The organism is Brevibacillus sp. TJ4 (assembly GCF_044627595.2).
Taxonomy (GTDB): domain Bacteria; phylum Bacillota; class Bacilli; order Brevibacillales; family Brevibacillaceae; genus Brevibacillus.
In genome coordinates this window covers 4,212,591-4,234,066 of sequence record NZ_CP185865.1, presented here as the reverse complement: position 1 = coordinate 4,234,066, position 21,476 = coordinate 4,212,591, and the positions used below count along the sequence as shown (strand labels likewise).

Here is a 21,476-nt window from a genome sequence, read left to right as displayed (position 1 = left end):
GGAGACAGAGCTTCCCTTCGGGGCAGCGGTGACAGGTGGTGCATGGTTGTCGTCAGCTCGTGTCGTGAGATGTTGGGTTAAGTCCCGCAACGAGCGCAACCCTTATCTTTAGTTGCCAGCATTCAGTTGGGCACTCTAGAGAGACTGCCGTCGACAAGACGGAGGAAGGCGGGGATGACGTCAAATCATCATGCCCCTTATGACCTGGGCTACACACGTGCTACAATGGTTGGTACAACGGGACGCTACCTCGCGAGAGGATGCCAATCTCTGAAAACCAATCTCAGTTCGGATTGTAGGCTGCAACTCGCCTACATGAAGTCGGAATCGCTAGTAATCGCGGATCAGCATGCCGCGGTGAATACGTTCCCGGGCCTTGTACACACCGCCCGTCACACCACGGGAGTTTGCAACACCCGAAGTCGGTGAGGTAACCGCAAGGAGCCAGCCGCCGAAGGTGGGGTAGATGACTGGGGTGAAGTCGTAACAAGGTATCCGTACCGGAAGGTGCGGATGGATCACCTCCTTTCTATGGAGATATGACTTATGCGCATCATTCGCTGTTCAGTTTTGAAGGAGTATGACTATACCCCAAAAAGTGAAGTTCAGCTCTGAAGCTGATTCCGAATACTTTTCGGGGACCCCATAACTCTTTCAATGTCTGGTGATGATGGCGGAGGGGACACACCCGTTCCCATGCCGAACACGGCCGTTAAGCCCTCCAGCGCCGATGGTACTTGTCCCGAAGGGGACCGGGAGAGTAGGACGTCGCCAGGCGAGCAACCTTGTGGTTGCTTAACTTCGATCAGACCGATTGCGGTCTACAAAAAACGGAGTTTTTTGTTCCTTGAAAACTGGATACTGCATGTATTGCTAAGGATTTATTCAAGTGTAAGTACGATTTAGTAATTACGCTAAACGCAAGGATGGTCTGCTAACTGCGTCTCGTCCTGAGACAACGCAGACACTAGCACATCCTGTGCGTCGTGGTTAAGTTACTAAGGGCACACGGTGGATGCCTTGGCGCTAGGAGCCGAAGAAGGACGCAGCGAACTGCGATAAGCCTCGGGGAGCGGTAAGCACGCTTTGATCCGGGGATCTCCGAATGGGGAAACCCACCATCCGTAATGGGATGGTATCCGTATCTGAATCCATAGGGTACGAGAAGGCACACCCGGTGAACTGAAACATCTAAGTAGCCGGAGGAAGAGAAAACAAGAGTGATTCCGTCAGTAGCGGCGAGCGAACGCGGAACAGCCTAAACCGTCAGGTTTACCTGACGGGGTTGTGGGGCGTCTCACACGGAGTTACAAAAGACGCGCGTAGGTGAACAGTTTGGGAAAGCTGACCATAGAGCGTGACAGTCGCGTAACCTAAACGCGCGTCTCTCCGAGACCAACCCCGAGTAGTGCGGGACACGTGAAATCCCGTATGAATCTGGCAGGACCATCTGCTAAGGCTAAATACTCCCTAGCGACCGATAGTGAACCAGTACCGTGAGGGAAAGGTGAAAAGCACCCCGGGAGGGGAGTGAAATAGTACCTGAAACCGTGTGCTTACAAATAGTCGGAGCACGATCAATGTGTGACGGCGTGCCTTTTGTAGAATGAACCGGCGAGTTACGGTAGCGTGCGAGGTTAAGTCGAAGAGACGGAGCCGCAGCGAAAGCGAGTCTGAATAGGGCGAGAGTACGTTGCCGTAGACCCGAAACCGTGTGATCTAGCCATGTCCAGGGTGAAGGTAGGGTAACACCTACTGGAGGCCCGAACCCACGCACGTTGAAAAGTGCGGGGATGAGGTGTGGCTAGCGGTGAAATTCCAATCGAACTCGGAGATAGCTGGTTCTCCCCGAAATAGCTTTAGGGCTAGCCTCGGAATGAAGAGTCTTGGAGGTAGAGCACTGATTGGGCTAGGGGCCCTCATCGGGTTACCGAACTCAGTCAAACTCCGAATGCCAATGACTTATGTCCGGGAGTCAGACGGTGAGTGCTAAGATCCATCGTCAAAAGGGAAACAGCCCAGACCATCAGCTAAGGTCCCCAAGTATACGTTAAGTGGGAAACGATGTGGAGTTGCCCAGACAACCAGGATGTTGGCTTAGAAGCAGCCACCATTTAAAGAGTGCGTAATAGCTCACTGGTCGAGTGACTCTGCGCGGAAAATGTAACGGGGCTAAACGTATCACCGAAGCTATGGCAGTCCTTACGGACTGGGTAGGGGAGCGTTCCAAGCAGCGGTGAAGCCGTACCGGAAGGAGCGGTGGAGCGCTTGGAAGTGAGAATGCCGGTGTAAGTAGCGAAAAGACAAGTGAGAATCTTGTCCACCGAAAGCCTAAGGTTTCCTGGGGAAGGCTCGTCCTCCCAGGGTTAGTCGGGACCTAAGCTGAGGCCGAAAGGCGTAGGCGATGGACAACAGGTTGATATTCCTGTACCACCTCTGTACCGTTTGAGCAATGGCGTGACGCAGGAGGATAGGGTGAGCGGCCTACTGGATGGCCGTCCAAGCAGCAAGTGTGGTGTGTAGGCAAATCCGCACACTGTCAAGCACAAGCTGTGATGGCGAGGGAAATTCAAGTACCGAAGTCCCTGATTTCACACTGCCAAGAAAAGCGTCTAGCGAGGAACAAGGTGCCCGTACCGCAAACCGACACAGGTAGGCGAGGAGAGAATCCTAAGGTGCGCGGGATAACTCTTGCTAAGGAACTCGGCAAAATGGCCCCGTAACTTCGGGAGAAGGGGCGCCCCGGTAGGGTGAGGGTCCCCGCCCGACGCGAGCGTAAGCTGGTGTCGGGCGGGCTGAGCCCGAGGGGGCCGCAGTGAAAAGGCCCAAGCGACTGTTTAGCAAAAACACAGGTCTCTGCGAAGCCGCAAGGCGAAGTATAGGGGCTGACGCCTGCCCGGTGCTGGAAGGTTAAGGGGATGGGTTAGCGCAAGCGAAGCTTTGAACCGAAGCCCCAGTAAACGGCGGCCGTAACTATAACGGTCCTAAGGTAGCGAAATTCCTTGTCGGGTAAGTTCCGACCCGCACGAAAGGCGTAACGACTTGGGCGCTGTCTCGGCAAGAGACCCGGTGAAATCATAATACCTGTGAAGATGCAGGTTACCCGCGACAAGACGGAAAGACCCCATGGAGCTTTACTGTAGCCTGGTATTGGAACTTTGTGCATCATGTACAGGATAGGTGGGAAGCTTTGAAGCAGGGGCGCCAGCCTCTGTGGAGCTGTCGGTGGGATACCACCCTTGATGTACGGAGTTTCTAACTCGTCGCCCTTATCGGGCGAGAGGACCATGCCAGGTGGGCAGTTTGACTGGGGCGGTCGCCTCCCAAAAGGTAACGGAGGCGCCCAAAGGTTCCCTCAGAATGGTCGGAAATCATTCGTAGAGTGTAAAGGCAGAAGGGAGCTTGACTGCGAGACCTACAAGTCGAGCAGGGACGAAAGTCGGGCTTAGTGATCCGGTGGTTCCGCATGGAAGGGCCATCGCTCAACGGATAAAAGCTACCCTGGGGATAACAGGCTTATCTCCCCCAAGAGTCCACATCGACGGGGAGGTTTGGCACCTCGATGTCGGCTCATCGCATCCTGGGGCTGAAGTAGGTCCCAAGGGTTGGGCTGTTCGCCCATTAAAGCGGTACGCGAGCTGGGTTCAGAACGTCGTGAGACAGTTCGGTCCCTATCTGTCGCGGGCGCAGGAAGTTTGAGGAGAGCTGTCCTTAGTACGAGAGGACCGGGATGGACGCACCGCTGGTGCACCAGTTGTCACGCCAGTGGCACAGCTGGGTAGCTATGTGCGGAAGGGATAAGCGCTGAAAGCATCTAAGCGTGAAGCCCCCTCCAAGATGAGACTTCCCACAGCGCAAGCTGGTAAGACCCCTCAAAGACGATGAGGTTGATAGGTTCGGTGTGGAAGCGCGGCAACGCGTGGAGCTGACGAATACTAATCGGTCGAGGACTTATCCACACACAATCCACAGCAAACATGCAGATCCAGTTTTGAAGGAATAACGGAAACGTGTTGAAGAACCGTGCAATGAAAAATTGCACGGTTCTTTTTTTGTCCCTTCCCATCCTTGTACGTTAGAAGAAACGTATGAGAGGGGAGGTTTGCATGAAGTCTGTGTCTGTACATCCGATTCGCCTGTTCGCTGTGCTGCTGCTGGCGGTGTGCGTGGCGATCGGGGCGTATCAAATGGTAAAACCACATACGGTGACCTACATCCAGTTGCGTGAGGGGGTTGAAAAGGAGAGTGGTCAACGTCTGGAGGTAAGTGATGTGGAGCCGCTCGTCCTTACGATGGGGAACGTCTTCCAAAGACCATCTGATCCCATTCCCGGGTTGCTTCTATGGGAGGATGCGGCCGATTATATCGGCTTGTCTTTTACCCGCCAGGCAACAGGCGGGCGTCCGCTGTTAAAGGCAGACCTGGAAAAAGCGGGAGGGCTCCATCCCGATCATGGTCAGGATTCCAATCTGACAGGCATGACCATACCAGTAGATAATGTTGCCGGTGTCTCCCCTTACGTTTCGCAAGGAGAGCGCGTCCACGTGTACGCCTCTTTTGAGGATGATGCGGGGGCACATACAGGGTTGCTTTTGCAAAACATGCAGATTGTCGGAATCCAAAGAGAAATGACGGGAAACTACCCCAAACTGGTAGCCGTGACCCTATCTTTGACCCGTGACGAAGCCGTACTGCTCACGCATGCCCTGCATTACGGAAAAATACGTTTGGGCCTGGCTGCCAGTGAGGACAGCCAGCAGTCGGGAATTGGGGACGCCCAATTTGCAACAAATTTGATGAAAACAAAAACCAAATGGGGTTCCGTAAAGGAGGAAGGTGAATGAAAAAGCGGTTGCTCATTATCGACGAAGATACGGGATACGCAAGAAGGGTCCAGGAGCAATTGCAGGACAGCAAGCTGGTCGAAATTTGCGGGCATGTCACGAGAGAAGATCAGGCATGGCAGATGCTTCAGTCCGCAGCTCCTGACATGGTTATAATCGGAGAGATTACGGGCGTTGAAAGAGGAGTACTCAGCCAGCGATTTCGACTCGCTTACCCCCATCTTTCGTTTATCGCCGCATGCACGCCGACAGACCTTGCCTGGGAGCCTTTTTTCCGCAACCTCGGCATCTGGGTGCTGGTCAAGCCGATTGTCCCTGAACAATTGGAAGCACTGGCGATGATGCCGCAAGCCGTATCGGGGGAAGCCCGGCACATCAAGCCGGAAACATTCGCTCCGCCACAATCAGCCCTACACGGCCAGCAGATGCATGCTCAGCCTGTATCCACTGCCCCTTTGCAGCACGAAGCTGCTTTTATGGATGGCGGAATGTTCAAACAGCCGTTTCCAAAACGCTTGATTACGGTATACGGGCCCAAGGGAGGCGTAGGAAAAACATTTATCTCCCGCGAGCTCGCCATTTACTTTTCGCTCCAAAAACGCATGGACCGCCCCATTCGGGTGCTTGCTGTCGATTTCAATCTTGATCTGGGGACGTTTGCGACGACTCTCAACCTGGCTCGTACCCCCAATCTGTTCACCTGGATTCAGGACATCGACAGTCAGTTGCACCGCCTTGTTCAAAGCCAGGGACGAAATCCGTTCGAATTAACGAGTGACGAATGGCAGGCATACGCTTCTTCGTACCGTCTTTCACCGCATGACATCGAAAAATACATCGTCACCCATGTGGAATCCGGCTTGCACGTACTTACCTCGCCGCGCGACATCCGGCATAGTTTTGAAATTCGCAATTACCACCTGTACCTCATTTTGGAGGCACTCAAGCAAAGCAGCTACGACGTCATCTTGATCGACACTGCCCCCGACACGACGGATGCGACGATTCAAGCGCTGTTTTTTGCCGAGCAGGTCGTCATGGTCGGAAATCCTGTGGTGGATTCCATCGAAAATATTCAGCGGCTGTTGAAGCTTTTGCGAGAGGCCGAGTATCCGGAAGAACGCATTCAGGTATGCATGAACCGGTTGCAGCGCAAGGAAATGTTTACCCTGGAAGAAATACGTGCCTACTTTCAGCTCCATCCCAGCAAAAAGATATTCCCGATTCCCGATGACGCCGAAGTAAAAAAATCGATTAATACCGGTACGCCGGTCATGCTTCACCCAGGGAAGACCGCAGCCAAAGAAGCGATCGAGGAGCTGGGCAAGGCACTGCTCCCAGTGGGACAAGAAGAACAAGTCGGGCAGCTTGCAAAGGGCAAGGGCAAGAAGGAAAAAACGTCCCTTTTGCGTTGGCTCTGGAGCTAAGGAGGGGAGATTGTGTTTGACCGAAAACAGTTGCTGGCGATCCAAACACCCGGACGGAATGTGCAGGACTTGTTGAAAACGGGCAGGGAAGCGGAGGGGATGCCGCAAACCTTGCATGAAAAAATCCAGACCACCTCGCTGCAGGGTACCGGAGAAAGGATCAGCGCGGAAACGGAAGCAGCTATCCGCATGCAGATTGTGGAGAAGCACGGAACGCGCCTGTGGGAGGAAAAGCATTTGCCCGCCTATCTCGATGAGCTTTCAACTGACATCAAAATGCTGCTGGAGGCTCACGCACCGCTCTCCTCCGTGCAGATGGAAGCAGAGGTAAAACGGCTGCTTCACTCTCTGACGGGCTGGGGGCCGCTGGACGTGCTGTTGGACGATCCCGACATCACAGAAATTTTGTTTCATCGCTACAATTACCTGGTCGTGGAAAGAAAGAGCACCGGGCGGCTGGAGGTGCCGGATATTCCCGTTTTTCACGATGAAGACGAAATGCTGCGCCTGCTGGAACAGATCGCGGCTACGATGGGAAGGGAGTTCAATGAGACGAAGGCCGAGCTGCATACGCAACTGCCGGATGGCTCCAGGGTGGCGGCGACGCACAAGTCGATCTCTCCTGACGGCCACATGCTGACCATTCGAAAGCATCGGGATTTGCTGACAGAGGCGGATTATCTCCGTTACGGTTCGCTGTGCGAGCCAATGGTGCAGTTTTTGAAATGGACAGTCGGCTTGGCCCGTGCTTCAGGGATTGTCAGCGGCGGCACCGGGTCGGGGAAGACGCACATGCTGAATCTGATTTCCCAGTATGTCTCGTCCTATCTGAGCATTATCACGATTGAGGACGTGCTGGAGATGAAGCTGCAACACCCGTTTGTTCGGCGTTTTCTGGCGAAGCCGGCCAACTATGAAGGCAAAGGCGGGTTTTCGATCAAGGATTGTGTGCGTTTGTCCCTGCGCAAGCGTCCCGATGTGATTATCGTAGGCGAGACACGTGGCGGTGAAATCGTGGATATGCTCTGGGCGATGAACACGGACCATCCCGGGAGCTGGAGCACGGCACACGCCAATTCGCCGCGAGCGCTGGTAGACTCTACGCTGCCCATTTTGTTCGGCAAAGCGGATGAAGCGTACAGCGCGGAGGAACGCAATTTGATGATTGGATCGGCACTTGATTTGATCGTCCAGGTAAAGCGCTTTGAAGAGGACGGCAGCAGAAAAGTAGTGGCGATCACCGAGGTTGTCGGCACAGGACAGTCACATGAGGACTGGATTCGCAAAGCCTGCAATGTTCGGCAGGTCCAGCCGGATCGCGTCTATTTGCAGGACATCTACGTCTATGAACAGACCGGCATCCGCAACGGCAGGGTGACCGGGCAGTTTAAATGGACAGGCTATCGTCCGGAACGCCTGATCAAGCGTTTGCTTGAAAAAGGGGTGTCGCGCGAGGAAATCGATCAGCTGTTCTTCACGGAACCAATCCAGGTGTAAGGGGTGGACGGTGATGCAAGTCAGTGTGGCTGTCGCAATGGGAATCGGGAGCGGGCTGTTGTTGCTGCTGGCTCCTTTGCATCTGTTTTACCGGGAAAAGGCTGACCCGCACCAGATCGTCGGGCTGCTTCAGCGCGATCGAAAAGGGTTTTTGCAACGGCTGTCAGAGCGATTGGACAAGTCTCATTCCGGTTGGAGCACGCAACGCTACCTCGCTGTCTCCTTGACACTTGGATTCGTTTGTTTTTTTATGAGCAGCCAATTGCTCCAATCGTGGTGGCTGGCGATGCCGACAATACTGGCCGGAATCTTGTTTACGGAGCGGCTGGTAAGCGTCTTTGGGGCAAGGCGCAGGGACAGATTTGAAGAGGGAAACGTAAAAGCGATCCGCCTGATGGCGAATTCGCTTCGAACCTCCCCTTCGTATTTGCACGCGTTTGAGCAGGTGGCGGCAAGTCCCTACATGGACGATCTGGTAAAAGCGGAGTACAGGAGAATCGTCGAACTGTTGCGGGCACAGGTGCCACTGGAGCAAGTCATGCAGGCTTTTCATGCGCGGACTGGCTCCCAGGATGCCAAATACCTGGCTACGATTGTGCAGATACAGCGAGAGATGGGCGGGGACATGGCGAAGACACTCGATCTGGCGGCATTCGCGATCCTCAGGCGCAGACAGTCGCTGCGCAGGCATAAAGCGGCGATGGCGCAAATCATTGCCCAGGTGAACCTGCTGAGTGTAATGCCGTTCGTTTTTGTTACAGCTCTGTACGTAAACAATCCGAGTCATTTTGACCCGCTCACGGAGACGGTAAGCGGTCGCTTTCTGCTGCTTGCCAGCCTATTGTGTATTCTCGTCGGCGGGGAAGCGATCCGGTTTGTGGCGCAAAAAAGCGTGCACAAGGGAGGGTAGACAAGATGTTTCTCTTGTGCGTCATGGCGGGGCTGGCCCTGTTTTTATACGGCTTGCCAGCCTGTTTGGAGTGGAGGGGAGCAAGTGTAGATTCCCTGTTCGGGCGGATTCAACACGAGCAGCAGGCATCTTTGGCACATGCCTTTCAGCAGCGCAAAAGCCGCCTTCCCTTTATCAGCCGGATAGAGAGACAAGAAGAGTGGATGAAGCGGCTTTGCGACTGGACGGGAATTGATCGAAAGAAGACGGAACAAATTTTGTTGCGTCTGCGCTGGGAAGTAAGCGTAGCGGAAGTGGCGTTGCTGCGTGGCATACTCATGGTGCTGGTGGCTTCGTTCCTGTTGCGAATGCTCGTGCTCGTCTATACCGGACAAGGGCTTGGGCTGGCCAATAGCTGGCCGCTGCTGCTCAGTCTGGTATTGTACCTGTGCCCGACCTTGTTGCTGGAGTGGGCAGACAGTCGGGCAAAAGCGGAGATTCGCAGTCAGGTGCCGATTTTTTTCAGTATCGTCCAGTCGCTCGTGGAGGCTGGAATGCCCCTGCAAGCGGCGGTGAAGCAGACTGCCAGGCGCTTTGACGCCAGACTGGGCCGGGAGCTGGCGCGCTTGGAAACCGAAGAAAAACGCTACGGTACCTGGCGCAAGGCGCTGGAGGAGCTTGCGTTTCGCTGGGATGTAGATTCCTTGCATGCAATTTCCATGGAGATCAACGAGGCGATGAGCAAAGGGGTCAGTATCGCCACTATGCTGGAGGTCCAGGTAGAGGAGCAGATGAAGCAGCAAGAGGACGAGGCCGCGGCGTACATGAACCGGCTCAACATCCGGCTGCTGCCGTTTGTCATTTTGCTGATGGGAGTGCCTTTGCTGTTCTTGGTAATCGGTCCTATGTTAATGAGCATGACAGAACGGTTGTAAAATTCTTTGCGGACTGCCTCTGTCTTTTGGCAGAGTGAAGATAGATCCCGTAAAGGAGTGATGGAAAATGTCAATGGTTGCACAGTATGTCAAGCGTTTTTGGAATGAGGAGGACGGCGTCACCATCGTCGAAATGGTGATTATTGTCGGCGTCGTGCTGCTCGCCGTAATCCCTGCCCTGGTCAGCCTGGGAGAAGCGGAGGACGCCAAACTGCAAGAACTGACGGACAAGCTGAGCAAGTGACCAGCGTCGCGTTACTGGTTGTTTTGCTTGCGGCTGCGTGGTTTGACTGGCGCAGCCGCAAGATCCCCAATCTGTTGACGATCCCCGCCTTACTCGCAGGCGTATGCCTGCAGACGTATACGGGCGCGGGCTGGCTGGCCTTGACCGGGATTGCCGGTGCTTTTGTTTTGACCGTGATACCGGTCGCGTTAAAAGGGATGGGGATGGGCGACCAAAAGCTGTTGATGGCAGTAGGGGCATGGAGCAGTTGGGCGGAGGTATACCCGCTGTTTGTCTGTTCGATCGTGCTTTGCTTGCTCGGTGTCGTGTTTTCTCCGCGGACATGGGGGCGTTTGCGGACCAATATGAGAGTCATCGCAGCAGGCTGGACAGCACACCGACAACTCTGGCTGCCTGGCTTGAAGCAGTCGGCCTTGACGCTTCCGTACGCCGTTTGGCTGCTCGCCGCCTATTGTCTCAACCAATTCTGGCCGATTGCGGGAGGCTTGATGTGAGAAAAACGTGCAGACAGATGCTGAGCAAGATGTGGAAGGACGAGCGGGGCAGCCAGATCATTGAGTTCATATTTATCTTTCCGCTAATCTGGTTGTTGATGATGTTCTCTTTTGACCAGTTTAGCATCATGTACAACAAGCAAAAGGCACTCGCTGCTGCGTATGAGGCAGGTCGCTCGGCGGCAGTACAGCCGAATTACGGTCTTGCCGACTATTACGCACAGCAGTTGGGGCAGGCTGAGCTGCGTCAAGGTATTGGCCTGACGGGCAGCGCGATCACCCTCAACCCACAGGGAAGCTGGAGAAAGGGAAATCACGTCGAGGCCGAGGCGCGTATATCGTTTACGCTCCTGACTACGGGCAAACGGCATACGATTACGGAGCGCTACGTGGTTATGATCGAAAATGCGGAGGAGAAACAATGAAAGGGCCAAAGACAATATGGAAGCGTGTGGCAGACGAGAGGGGAGCGACCATGGTGACAGCGCTCCTTTTTTTCTTTTGCCTCGGTACGTTGCTGTCGATTTTGTTGCTGCAGGAGCAAGCGGATTTCTGGGAGATGAGAGTGCAGCATACGGCAGACATCATTTCCAAAGGAGCGAGAGCGGCTGGCAAATGGGAGTATGTGGACTCATTTGGAGAAGAGCAAAAAATGCTGTTTGCCACGACGGAAGAGGCCGAGAGCTTCGGAGCTTCCATCATTCGCGGAGCGAGGGAAGAAGCGGCAATCCTGTGGGAAATGAATCGCCCGCACTTCGACAACCGAGGGGACAGTGCCAGTATTGTCCACCAGAGGGGAGAGAGGGACAGCCTATACCGGCAGGGAGTGTACCATGTACGCGTGACTTTGGAGAGGGAGATCCCCCTTTTTTGGGACCTGTTTGACTTGAAAATCGAGAAGGTGTCCCAATCCGAAATCTAGTGTGATGCTCGTTCTGTTATTTTTGTCCTAATTGTTATGGTAATTTGGTTGTATATTCCATAACTGGGGATAGGAGTGAGGGCAGTGTCATCCAGCGTAGTGGATCGGTACAGGCGCATTCTCAGCGGGGAGCAGAAGCGCTTTTCGCCGTATGAATTCGAGGATGTACAGTATCGCAAGCAAAAAGTGCAAATGATCGTTCGATACGCAATTGAAAACGTGAAGAAATGGACGCCGGAAGAAGCGCGTCGGCAGTTGAGTTTACAGGATGTCAAAGAATTGAAGCTGCATCTCGTCAGGGAATATATTGAGCCGCCGATCGAGGCCAAGCCGGATGACGTGTACTATTTTGTCGAATACGCCTATCCGTATTTGCCTCGCTATACAGAGGAGCAGCGAGCCCTCTGGGTGTACAAAGAGGTTCTCTCCGGCATTCGTCGCCACTTTCCTCCCTTGTACTTTCAGAGTGTCAAGGGGGAGGAGCGGGCGAAGATTTGCTTCCAATACATGTTCCATGAACTGATGCAGCTTCAGGATATCTACGAGTTGCCCAAGATTTTCGGGAAGACGGAGCGCGCCTATGCGCTATTGAAAAAGTACAAGCTGAAAATCCTTGTCGATACGCTGTACTTTTCCCCATTTGACATGATTACCGACATGTATCCCGAACTGAACCGGCCCGACCTGTGGCAAGATTAGCAAAAATATTTGCAGGCACCCTCTGTCTTTTTTTACCGTAGAGGTAGTTTCATAGGCTTATAAGCACATGAAACGGCCGTACTCTGCAGGTGAGAAAAGGAGGCGTTGCGTATGGCAACAGTAGAGGCTCACCAAGTTTGCTCTACAGGTGTAGAGCAGCTTCTGGGAAGGCGTGTCCGCTACCAGAAGCACAAGCCGGGCAGGTATCTTTCAGTGGAAAGGGTACCGAAAGAAGCCTTCCAGATCAAAACGGTTAACCGATTTGGAAGCAGAGTTGTACTCAATGACGGGGCTGTTGTGATGGAGAATGCTCCGACCGTCATGGAGCGCGGGGGAAGAATTGCACTTCTTCTCACCACGGGAGAGGAGCTCTACTTCATCGTAGAGTAGCCTCAGGGAGTCGCCTTGCACGGGTGCGTGCGGGGCGGCCCTTTCCCCTTGATCACCGGTACGGCGGTATGAAAAAAGATTTGACGAGGGCCTAGAGATATAGCAAAATTCTGTTAAAATACAAAAATGTCAAAAAATGGTGGTGATTGTCGTGTTGGCGAAAAATTCAGTTGAATTGGTCAACCGTTGCTACGATGAGACAAAAAGTTTGGTTTCGTTGGCAGTTTTCAAGGAATCCTTCATTACTTTTGTATTTGGCAGGTATCAGGAGGAGGTTATTCGCAAGTACAGCCTGGAAAAGTTTTACGAGCATCTGGACGAGCTCAAATTGACAAATTGCCGACGCGATTTTGACAAGGCTGTAGACGAATGGTACATGGTTCAGTATGGCAGCGACTCGAGTAACGCCAATTACCATGACATCCTTTTTGCGCTGGTGAAGGAAGCGATTGTTGAGTACCACTCACCTGATCGCACGGCTTTGATCCGCGATGTGACCAAATTGCTGACGGTGCCGGACGGCTTTATCTCGCGCTGGCAAAAGGGGCAGATGAACGACCAGTCGTTAACAGCGTATTTTCGCTATCTGCTGAAACTGGGGATTCGTTCACAGGAAGACATCGAGACGCTTGTCGATATGTGGCTGGTAGAGTACCCGAAAGCCTTCGACAAAAAGCAGCAGCAACTGTTTGCCAATCCGCCCCGTAGAGGCAGGCCCAACAACGTAGAGCTCGCCTTGCTCGTAGATATGGCAAGCCAATGGAAGCCGGAAATGACTACCCAGGAGCGGGAAAGGCTGCGCAAAATCTACTACTACCACCGCAAGGCGCTAACGATCCGCGAGATGGTTGAGAAATTTAAAAATTACATTGAGGGAAAAAGCAAATCTGACGACTTTCAGGTAGGATGACATGTTTGAACAAATGAGTCGTTTTGTCTCCCGGTTTCGCGATTTGGAGCAGAAGGAATTTATCCAGAGTCACGAGGAAGAACGACAATGGAATCAGTTAAAAGAAAAACTTTCGGCGACCCAATTGGACGAGCAGCATTTGCCATACAGCCGCAGATGCATCGCCGTTACGAGTCTGTATTCGCAAGCCGGGTCCAGCTTCGTCGCAGCAAACGCAGCATGCGCGTGGGCAAAAAAGGGGATGCCAATCACGCTTTGTGAACTGCCAACTACGTCTTCCTACTATTATTTTGCACTCGATTATGAACGCAGAGTGAGCCAACGGGGCAGCTCCTCCTCTACTCCCTCGCTTCTTCTGCAAGATCGCCACCTTCGCATCCAGATTGCTCCTCCCCTAAGCGATCAGCCCAATTCGCAACTTGACGTAGCGGATTGGATGCTGCGAACGACCAAAGAGAGTCCGTTTGTCATCATCGATGTATCTTCCCGTTGGAAAGAGGCAAGTGCCGAGCGCGTATTCGAACTCGCAGACGAGATATGGGTAATTTTCGATGCTGATCTCGCCCGGCTCACCCGTTTTTTTCTGGTCGAGACTCCTCCGCGCTGGTGGTTTCAGCACAACAGCAAAAAAAGACTGATCGCCAACAAGTGGAACCACCGCCTGGCCCGTTCGCAAGTGATGAAAAGGGTGGAGGGAACGATCTCGCTATGGAAGCAGGACAGCATTACAGATGTCTCTACCGATACGGTCATACCGCATATCGACGCTGACAAACTGGCAGAAGCCCAGATCAAGGCAAAACTGCTGCTGGAGCTGTTTCCGGAAGAAGCAGAGCCGTTTCAGCGTTTGATTCACGATAAAGGAAGGATGTTATGAAAAAGCAGACGTTGATGATGATTTGTTTGATTTCATTCATTTTGGCGGGTTCCTCTTTCTTCGCTGCGACCCGATATATTGAAGCGTTGGCGGCCAAAAAGCTGTTTGCACCCGTAGTAAAGGTAGCGCAGGGGAAAGAGATTTCTCCTTACGAGCCGATCACTCGGGAGGATGTAGTCGTCGTTCAGGAAGCGGTCGACGAAATCCACCCGCAGTCTTTGACCCGGCTGGAAGATGTACTGGGAAGACGAAGCACGCAAACGATGTACGAAGGGGAGCAGGTATTGGCGAACAAGCTGACCGACAATCAGTTGCTGCCGGAAAAAGGAGAGGCGAGGTATGAGTTTCCCTTGACGTTTATCCAGCCGTTGACAGAGCTGCGCAAAGGGGACTACGTAAAGGTCTGGGTCAAGTACAAATCGATCTATGAATTGCAGGACTTGCCCCCGCCACAGCATTTTTTGCAAACGAACGACACAGCAGATTTTTTGTTCGAAGGGCAACTGGCTACGGTGCGGGACAGCAATGGTATCGAGATTTACACGCTAAAGCCCAACTTGCTGCCGTCCCCTGATCAGATGGATGCGGTGTTTAATGGTTCACGGGAAAAGCCGCTGCAAAACGGGGAAAAAAGATACCGTGACTACCGGGTGCAACCTACTGCTCTTCCGGCGTTTATCGGGTTTAATCTGACAGACGAGCAGTACGTTAAGCTGACAGAGGCGATGAGATACGGAACTGTGCAGGTAGGCCATATCATGGTTTCGGAGGAGACACCAACATGAAAATTTTGGTTTGCTATCCCATGAAGTCGTTGGCAAAAACGTATTTGCCCGCATCTGCCGAGGCTTTGGTAGCGGAAACGACAGACGAATTTTATCGCTTCGCCAACTTGTATTATCCGGATACGGCCATCTTGTTTTCCGAGATGTTCACAGATCCTGTCTGGGAGTGGCTGCCTGTCGTCAAAGCCACATTGCCAGCCGATAGCCGCGTGATTATCATTCCTCTCTATCGGGATGAATGGCTGATTCGCAAAGTTTTGCAAGAGAAGTCGTATGAGGGCGTATACTTGCTCTCGGCAAAGTTGTCCCAGGAAGAGATACGCGATCAAGTCAGTCAAATTCTTCTGGTAGAAAACAGCTCTGCTCCTCTCGGGACGCAGACGGGCAATGGCTGTGTGTTTTCACTGATGAGCTACGGGGGATCAGGGGTGACCACGTTTTGCATTAACTTTCCCGTGCTGTTGGCACGGCAGTTACCGGTTGCCTCAATACTCGTACTCGACATGAATTACACCAAACCGGATTTAAGCCGCTTTTTCAAATTGCGAAAACACCAGCTTGCGTTGTTTCGTCCTGATTTTGTAGATGTAAAAACGGCGCGGAATCGAAACTGGAAGAGAGTGTGCAAGCAAAGCGAACACATGCCCAACCTGTATTATGCGGATGCTGCCGTCAGGTGGAAAAGCGCAGAAATTTCCACGATGATGACTGTGTTTCGGGAGCAATTTGACTACGTTTACCTGGATTGGGGATATTGCTTTTCGGAGCCAGAAACCATAAACAGGGTAATGACTGTCGCGGACCGCAACATCCTGTTTGCCCGGGCAGACCCGTTCAGTCTCGAGAATGCCAGAGAGTGGGTCCGGGCACAGCGCAAGCGAGGCGTCGAAAGCGAGATTTTGCTCAGCCATTTGGACAAAGGGCAGCCATACCGGATTGGCGAGGAAATCTCCCTGTACGGTGTGCTCCCCCGCATATCCGAGACGCGGCTGATGCAGTCGCAAAAAAGCAGCAGTGTGCTGATCGAGGAGTGGCTGCCTCCCAAGATTTATCTGAGCAGCCTGCAGAAAATTGCGAAGGCAGAATATTCCGCCAAAGGAACGGTGTTGAGCGGATGAACACAATGGAACAGCACGTGCAGCCGCGCTGGGAAAATGTCGAGGAGATCAAACAGGCAGCTCGCGATTATTTGAATCACTTCGGCAGCAACAAAGACGAAAAACTGGAGATGCAGCGAATCCTCACGCTGGCGGAGCAGGGGGACAGGGACAGCCACAATCACATCATTTTGCGTCTGCAGCACTACTTTGAAGAGGTCATCAAAAGGCCCGTGACAGAAGAAATCCTGCCCCATGTCAACGCATACGAGGGTTTGGCGTTCGCCACATACGGGTGGGGGATTCTCGACGCAGTGCTGCATCTCTCTCCCTGGGTAGAAGAGGTACGGATATCAGCCAATCGAAACGTAGCATATATCGAACAGGGCGTGAAAAAATTTCTTTCCTACACACCGTCCTGGAGAGAAGTCGAGACGCTGCAGCAAAAACTGACCAATACAGCGGGCCTGTCTTTCAATGAAAAGAAGCCGCGCCTGAGCGGATACCTGGACTCCCTGAAAGCCCGGCTGACCATGTTTACCTTTCCCTACTCCCGGGTCCCGACGATTCTCTTCAGACGATTCACCACCCCGACTTTTTCGCTCGATCAGTTGCGCACACAGCAGCAGCCGACCTTTGATGAGAAGGTGCAAATGTTGATTGAGCAGCAGGTGCACGGGCGAGGCAATGTCCTTGTGATCGGTCCAATGGCCGCGGGGAAAACGACCCTGATGCTATGCATGCTGAAGCTGAAAAATCCCGAGACGGAGTACATCACGATTTTTGAGAGTGAGCACGAAATGCGGTTTGGGGACGTATGGCCGGGAGAAGTGATTGAGCTGCAAAACGTCGAGGAGATCGGGATCGAACTGGCCCACTGCTTCAAGGATATGTATCGATCTACTGCAAATACAATATTGATTGGCGAGATCAGGGAACCGATCGAGGCGTACCATTTTATCAATGCCGGTGTCCGGGGTACTGATGCTACGATCGGTGCCATGCACGAGCGCTTCCCGAACAAGGCCCTGCAGGATTTGACGGACCTGGTCTATCAATACGGGGGACGGAGCATCGAACTGACCCAGGAACGCATTAGCCGGGCAGTCAACTTCGTCAATTCCCTTACGTATCGCAACAGCGGCCATCGCTTCATCGATGCGATTCACGTCACGGAGTGGAATGAGACTTTTCAGCGCGTCGACTCGATTCCTCTCGTCATCCGTAACGCGCAAACTGGAGAATACGAGTGGACAGGAAAAAAGCTGGACCCTTATCTGTTGGAGTACATGTGTCATGTAGGCAGGGCTGACTTCCACGTTCTACAGGAATTACGTCTCACCGACATAGGCAGGCAAATATGACATACATGCTTCTTGTACCGATGTTTCTATGCTTGTTCAGCGGATTTTTGTTCCTTGGCATACACCTGTATAAAAGATGGACAGCCCCTCGCGTCTTGTATCCGCGTACGGTGGCAGTATGGAGAGAACGATTTCTTCGCCACGAGACGCGAAGAAAATTGTACGAAGGATATGACAGATGGTGCCAAATCGCAGGGGGGGCGCCGGAAGGATATTTGTTGATGTCGCTGGTGGGGGGCGTATCGGGCTTTGCAGCCGGAATTCTCGTTGGAAATGTGATCGTGTCCATGTCCTTGTTCCTGTTGCTGCTGATGCTGCCAACACTCCTGCTTTACGCCCGCTATACCGTGCTGCTGAACAAGAAAATCAACTCGTTTTGCCGGTTTGTCGATTTGTTTGCCCGCTATTACAACAGCCGCAAAAATATCGTTTTGACATTTCGGGAGATGGTGGAGGAATGTCCCAAAGAACTGCTGCCTGAGTTGGTTTTGCTCAACAACAGCCTGGCCGACGGGGGAGATCCCGTGGCAGCAATTGAGCGATTTGCTGACCGGTTGCAGCATCCCTGGGCCTATGACTTTGCGATGTACATAGCCAGCGGGCTGGAAGGGGAGACGGAAGACATCCAATCACCGCTGAATCGGCTGACCAACGAAATGTTTTTGCAGCAGGACGAAAAAGAGGAACGCGACAGCGAAATTTACTCGATTTGGATTAGCTTGCTGGTAGTGATCTTCCTTTGCATTTGCCTGATCCCGTATAACCAGAGCTTGCTCAAGGATTCCTATCGTCTGTACTTTTTCACACCGGATGGGCAAGCGATATTGGCGATCGCCCTGACGGTTTGGTGCTTCTCCATCCTGCTGGCATTTATTTGGGGAAGGAGGTATCGATAATGCCGCTTGTAGCCTTGTATGTATGCCTGGGGCTGGGTTCTTTGTTTGTGTTTGTTGCCGTCTTTGCGATCGGCAAGTACGTCTCCAGCCGTCTGTACCAGCCGAAGCTGTTTGTCTCATCGGTGTGGTGGCGCAAATGGGAACAATCGGTCCAGGAAGAAGGAGATGAGAAGTGGGAGAAGCTGCTGGCCAGAGCAGGACGTCCGTTTGGCTGGGGCAAGGCGGAATGGGTATTCGTGCAGCTTATTTGCGGCAGCGCGGTTTGCTTGGTCACGATTGTGTGGGTCTTGCTGGCGCGAGTTCAGTCGTTTCCGGTCTTGTCCATGTGCCTGGCGGCGGGAGGGAGCTTTCTTTTGCCATACCTGATGTTGAAGATGTACGCGGGGCATCGGGAAGAAGTATTGAGTACGGACATTGCCCGATTTATCAACCGGTACAACACTTTGCTGGAAAATCAGGTTCCCGTTTACAGTGCAATGGTCAAGGCAGCTCGTCCGACGAGAAAGCTCAAGGAGTACATTCCATCTCTCTCGGATTGGAACAAAGATCCCGACGAGGCATTGGAGACATTCAAACAAAAGCTGGGTGTGGATGACGGCATCCTGCTCATCTCCGGTATGCGCACAGTCGAGCAGCTTAGCGAAGCGCAACTCAGTCTGACCATGCAAAGGCTGGAGTGGGCTGTCGATCATCGTCGCATGTTTCGTCATCGCAAAAAGATCAAGTCGTTAGGCATTGGCTACAGCATTATCGTATATCCGGCGTTTTACATTGGGTTGTTGGTCGCGATGTTTCCCTGGTACAAGCTTTTGACGGAAATACTCGACAAATACCTGACCTGAAGGAGGGGGCTGCGTGACTAAACTGTTCTCCATTCTAATGTGCATCGTATTTTCGCTTGGCATTATCGTCTCCAGCTTGTCGGAAGTAAACAGCTCGGTTGTCGGGGATGGAGGCTTGCGTGACCGGGCTGTGGATTGGATCGATCAGGCCATTCCCTGATATTCGCACAGCCCGAAAATCCTGAACCATTCTAAACAAACTCAAAAGGAGAGTGTTTTTATGTCGAAAATGTTTTTTATCTTCCTGGCGTGCGTCATGGTCCTGGGGATCGGGGTCAGTTCCTACGGCAACGAACTGAGTCCCGCTGCCAACGAATCTGCAGAGAGCATCGGCAATTCCGTATCATCGCTTAACTACGACACGCGAAATGAAAACATCCAGTTCCGCATGCAAAACGGAACGACCTACACATCGAACTGATGCTGCACCTTCACGTATTTCTCGTGATTCTGATTGTAGCGGGCAGTTTGTGCGCTGCGGTATGGCATTTGCAGCCTGAAGAGCAATTGTACAAGACCCAAGAAGAGAGGGTGTATCGAGCGGCGACGGTCATCTTCCATTGACCGTCAGTCGCTTGCAAAAGCGATGGTGAAAGCAAAGGTATTTCTCGTATGTATCGCGGTGCTCCTGTTTGTCTGCTCGGCGATTGGCGCATATCAGCTATACGCCTTGGAGCGTGCCATGGCGCGAGCATTTTATACGGACATCCTGGACGACATGCAGGACATTGGCTATTTGGATGATGAGCTGGCGGCGTATTACTTGCGAAAGATGGGGGAGCTTGGCTGGCTTATGGGCGAGGACGTGTTCGCCGGAAGCAGCCCGCGAAGTGCCAGCGAGCGCGCTCGCAAGGAACGGCAGGAGGAAGTGACACTCGTGCTCACCGTGTATCCTTCTCGCGTTTCCCAATGGTTGAATCGGTTTGCCGAGGGAGAGGTGGCTTTCACCTTTGCGGGAAGCCGACCATCGGAATACTTTGATCCGGAGTGGTAAGAGATGAACAAAATAATCTCGATCTTGGCAGTCATGGTCATCGTGATGCCATTGACGGTACATATTTTGATGTCGGGTCCAAATAACTTGCTTGCAGCATGCACGCAGTTTTTCGGTGATTTGTTGGCTCATGTGACCCGTTACGGTACAAGCTGATGGGCCAAATCGTCGCCGTCATCCTTTCGGTTATGGTACTGCTTGTCGTGCCGCTCGGCGTCCTCCAGGTACATACTGTTCTGCAGGCGAAAAACGAATTGCTGGAAATCAGCGCTGTCGCCACGAAACATGTCAGCAATCATGGGGGAGCAAATGATACGGTCGTACAGCAGGAAGTGAGGAGCATCATTGAAAGAGAACTGGCAGAAAAGCGATTTTCGCTGTCGGGACAAGAGTTGGCCGTCACTGTAGCGCGAACGCGCTCGGCAGATCCGATTTTATGGAGCCATGAAGACGAGTTTTACTTGCGCTTGGAAATTCCCTATCCGCGCTTTACCCGATTGATTCCTATGCCGAGTCAATCGATGGAAGTCGTGCGATACGGGACAATCAATATGATGGATTACGACCTGTGATCGCGTTCGGAGCGGGGGATAGTCATGGGCATCAATGTCATTTCCATATCGTCACTGCTGCTTTTTTTGCTCATCGGCATCTTCGTCGTGGATACGGATTTGGCCATGCAAAAAAAGGCGGAAGTGAAAATGCTGCTGGAATTGGCCAACCATCACGCCACTTTCGCGGTCGATCAGGTGATGAAGACCGAAGGGGTGATCGAGCTGGTCGAGGAGGAAGCGCTCACCCGATTTGGTGATCGGATGCTGGAAAACGGTGGATACCGGCTCGAGCGCAATAATTTCGTACCTGCCGTTACCAGCGTTACCACCGATCCGCTTCCTTTTGTCCGATACTATGTCGACTTTCGCTCCTGGCGGCAGGACATAGACATGCGTGTGCGCTACGATGGGAGGACACTCGTGCTGGAGCAGGCCGTGCCGGGAGCCGTCCGTGCAGATGGCGGGCGCTTGCGCATCCGGGTCATCACGGAGCGGGGCGAAGAGCTGGAACTTGCCCCAAAAACAATGGTCGGCCCCTCTCACGTCGTCGTCGCTTATGTGGATGAGCGCCCGTTTCTTCCGATCCTGCCCGCTCATTCGTTTCCCGTGGTCAGTGTAGAGGAAGTGAAGCATTGAGATAAAAGACGGTATTATCCAAGGTCTTGGTATGACAGAGGAAGAGTTTTTTCATAAATTTTTTAGGGATGAGTACGTCTCATCTTTGGTGAGGCTTAACATAATCAATGAACTAAAAACTGGAAATGAAAAACTCGAGGGCGAAAGCGATCAAGAGTACCACAATAGGAAGATAAACTC

At 52.8% G+C, this 21,476-nt stretch carries 24 protein-coding genes, 2 rRNA genes and 3 other annotated features; all 26 genes read left to right on the top strand.

Features of this window, described 5'->3' with window-relative positions; genetic code table 11:
* The first annotated feature begins 33 nt into the window (after positions 1-33).
* Positions 34-197, top strand: a sequence feature (16S ribosomal RNA rRNA prediction is too short).
* Positions 198-224: 27 nt separating this feature from the next.
* Positions 225-321: a sequence feature (16S ribosomal RNA rRNA prediction is too short), on the top strand.
* 62 nt (positions 322-383) lie between these two features.
* Positions 384-516, top strand: a sequence feature (16S ribosomal RNA rRNA prediction is too short).
* A gap of 144 nt (positions 517-660) precedes the next feature.
* The 26 genes from rrf (at position 661) to ACAF76_RS20745 (ending at position 21,296) form a co-directional block, all read left to right on the top strand.
* Positions 661-777, top strand: a 5S ribosomal RNA gene (gene rrf / locus ACAF76_RS20870).
* Between the two features lie 211 nt (positions 778-988).
* Positions 989-3,959, top strand: a 23S ribosomal RNA gene (locus ACAF76_RS20865).
* 147 nt (positions 3,960-4,106) lie between these two features.
* Positions 4,107-4,844 (top strand): RcpC/CpaB family pilus assembly protein, encoded by a 738-nt coding sequence (locus tag ACAF76_RS20860; RefSeq protein ID WP_400161800.1) that lies wholly within the window; start codon positions 4,107-4,109, stop codon positions 4,842-4,844.
* Positions 4,841-6,271, top strand: a complete 1,431-nt coding sequence (locus tag ACAF76_RS20855) for an AAA family ATPase (RefSeq protein WP_400161801.1) — start codon at positions 4,841-4,843, stop codon at positions 6,269-6,271. The genes ACAF76_RS20860 and ACAF76_RS20855 overlap by 4 nt, the downstream gene beginning before the upstream one ends.
* 12 nt (positions 6,272-6,283) lie before the next feature.
* Complete coding sequence (locus ACAF76_RS20850) at positions 6,284-7,768, top strand: CpaF family protein (protein ID WP_400161802.1); 1,485 nt, start codon at positions 6,284-6,286, stop codon at positions 7,766-7,768.
* Positions 7,769-7,781: 13 nt separating this feature from the next.
* Positions 7,782-8,678 carry a type II secretion system F family protein gene (locus ACAF76_RS20845; protein WP_400161803.1) on the top strand — a complete coding sequence of 299 codons (897 nt, stop codon included), beginning with the start codon at positions 7,782-7,784 and terminating at the stop codon, positions 8,676-8,678.
* A 5-nt stretch (positions 8,679-8,683) separates the two neighbouring features.
* Positions 8,684-9,592, top strand: coding sequence for a type II secretion system F family protein (locus ACAF76_RS20840; protein WP_400161804.1), 909 nt, complete (start codon positions 8,684-8,686; stop codon positions 9,590-9,592).
* Positions 9,593-9,659: 67 nt separating this feature from the next.
* Positions 9,660-9,836 carry a Flp family type IVb pilin gene (locus ACAF76_RS20835; RefSeq protein WP_400161805.1) on the top strand — a complete coding sequence of 59 codons (177 nt, stop codon included), beginning with the start codon at positions 9,660-9,662 and terminating at the stop codon, positions 9,834-9,836.
* Positions 9,833-10,330 (top strand): prepilin peptidase, encoded by a 498-nt coding sequence (locus ACAF76_RS20830; RefSeq protein ID WP_400161806.1) that lies wholly within the window; start codon positions 9,833-9,835, stop codon positions 10,328-10,330. Before ACAF76_RS20835 ends, ACAF76_RS20830 begins: the two co-directional genes overlap by 4 nt.
* Positions 10,327-10,755: a TadE/TadG family type IV pilus assembly protein gene (locus ACAF76_RS20825; RefSeq protein WP_400161807.1), complete on the top strand. Its 429-nt coding sequence runs from the start codon at positions 10,327-10,329 to the stop codon at positions 10,753-10,755. The genes ACAF76_RS20830 and ACAF76_RS20825 overlap by 4 nt, the downstream gene beginning before the upstream one ends.
* Positions 10,752-11,252 carry a hypothetical protein gene (locus tag ACAF76_RS20820; protein ID WP_400161808.1) on the top strand — a complete coding sequence of 167 codons (501 nt, stop codon included), beginning with the start codon at positions 10,752-10,754 and terminating at the stop codon, positions 11,250-11,252. The genes ACAF76_RS20825 and ACAF76_RS20820 overlap by 4 nt, the downstream gene beginning before the upstream one ends.
* Positions 11,253-11,336: 84 nt before the next feature.
* Positions 11,337-11,951 (top strand): hypothetical protein, encoded by a 615-nt coding sequence (locus ACAF76_RS20815; RefSeq protein ID WP_400161809.1) that lies wholly within the window; start codon positions 11,337-11,339, stop codon positions 11,949-11,951.
* 111 nt (positions 11,952-12,062) lie between these two features.
* Positions 12,063-12,341, top strand: coding sequence for a hypothetical protein (locus tag ACAF76_RS20810; protein ID WP_400161810.1), 279 nt, complete (start codon positions 12,063-12,065; stop codon positions 12,339-12,341).
* Between the two features lie 151 nt (positions 12,342-12,492).
* Positions 12,493-13,251: a hypothetical protein gene (locus ACAF76_RS20805; protein ID WP_400161811.1), complete on the top strand. Its 759-nt coding sequence runs from the start codon at positions 12,493-12,495 to the stop codon at positions 13,249-13,251.
* 1 nt (position 13,252) lies between these two features.
* Positions 13,253-14,128: a hypothetical protein gene (locus ACAF76_RS20800; protein ID WP_400161812.1), complete on the top strand. Its 876-nt coding sequence runs from the start codon at positions 13,253-13,255 to the stop codon at positions 14,126-14,128.
* Positions 14,125-14,913, top strand: a complete 789-nt coding sequence (locus ACAF76_RS20795) for an SAF domain-containing protein (RefSeq protein ID WP_400161813.1) — start codon at positions 14,125-14,127, stop codon at positions 14,911-14,913. Before ACAF76_RS20800 ends, ACAF76_RS20795 begins: the two co-directional genes overlap by 4 nt.
* Entirely contained in the window at positions 14,910-16,031 is a 1,122-nt protein-coding gene (locus ACAF76_RS20790) for a hypothetical protein (protein ID WP_400161814.1), read from the top strand. The genes ACAF76_RS20795 and ACAF76_RS20790 overlap by 4 nt, the downstream gene beginning before the upstream one ends.
* The gene (locus ACAF76_RS20785) at positions 16,028-17,374 is read left to right on the top strand and encodes an ATPase, T2SS/T4P/T4SS family (RefSeq protein WP_400161815.1); all 1,347 of its coding nucleotides are present in this window, start codon (positions 16,028-16,030) and stop codon (positions 17,372-17,374) included. The genes ACAF76_RS20790 and ACAF76_RS20785 overlap by 4 nt, the downstream gene beginning before the upstream one ends.
* Before the next feature lie 221 nt (positions 17,375-17,595).
* Positions 17,596-18,270 (top strand): type II secretion system F family protein, encoded by a 675-nt coding sequence (locus ACAF76_RS20780; protein ID WP_400161816.1) that lies wholly within the window; start codon positions 17,596-17,598, stop codon positions 18,268-18,270.
* Positions 18,270-19,112 carry a hypothetical protein gene (locus ACAF76_RS20775; RefSeq protein ID WP_400161817.1) on the top strand — a complete coding sequence of 281 codons (843 nt, stop codon included), beginning with the start codon at positions 18,270-18,272 and terminating at the stop codon, positions 19,110-19,112. The genes ACAF76_RS20780 and ACAF76_RS20775 overlap by 1 nt, the downstream gene beginning before the upstream one ends.
* A gap of 13 nt (positions 19,113-19,125) precedes the next feature.
* Positions 19,126-19,272 carry a hypothetical protein gene (locus tag ACAF76_RS20770; protein WP_400161818.1) on the top strand — a complete coding sequence of 49 codons (147 nt, stop codon included), beginning with the start codon at positions 19,126-19,128 and terminating at the stop codon, positions 19,270-19,272.
* Positions 19,273-19,332: 60 nt separating this feature from the next.
* Positions 19,333-19,533, top strand: a complete 201-nt coding sequence (locus ACAF76_RS20765) for a hypothetical protein (RefSeq protein WP_400161819.1) — start codon at positions 19,333-19,335, stop codon at positions 19,531-19,533.
* A 165-nt stretch (positions 19,534-19,698) separates the two neighbouring features.
* Positions 19,699-20,106 (top strand): hypothetical protein, encoded by a 408-nt coding sequence (locus ACAF76_RS20760; protein ID WP_400161820.1) that lies wholly within the window; start codon positions 19,699-19,701, stop codon positions 20,104-20,106.
* Between the two features lie 3 nt (positions 20,107-20,109).
* A complete protein-coding gene (locus tag ACAF76_RS20755) occupies positions 20,110-20,262 on the top strand; it encodes a hypothetical protein (RefSeq protein WP_400161821.1) in 153 nt (50 codons plus the stop codon).
* Positions 20,262-20,678, top strand: a complete 417-nt coding sequence (locus ACAF76_RS20750; RefSeq protein WP_400161822.1) for a hypothetical protein — start codon at positions 20,262-20,264, stop codon at positions 20,676-20,678. Before ACAF76_RS20755 ends, ACAF76_RS20750 begins: the two co-directional genes overlap by 1 nt.
* Positions 20,679-20,702: 24 nt before the next feature.
* A complete protein-coding gene (locus ACAF76_RS20745; RefSeq protein WP_400161823.1) occupies positions 20,703-21,296 on the top strand; it encodes a hypothetical protein in 594 nt (197 codons plus the stop codon).
* Positions 21,297-21,476: the final 180 nt, after the last annotated feature.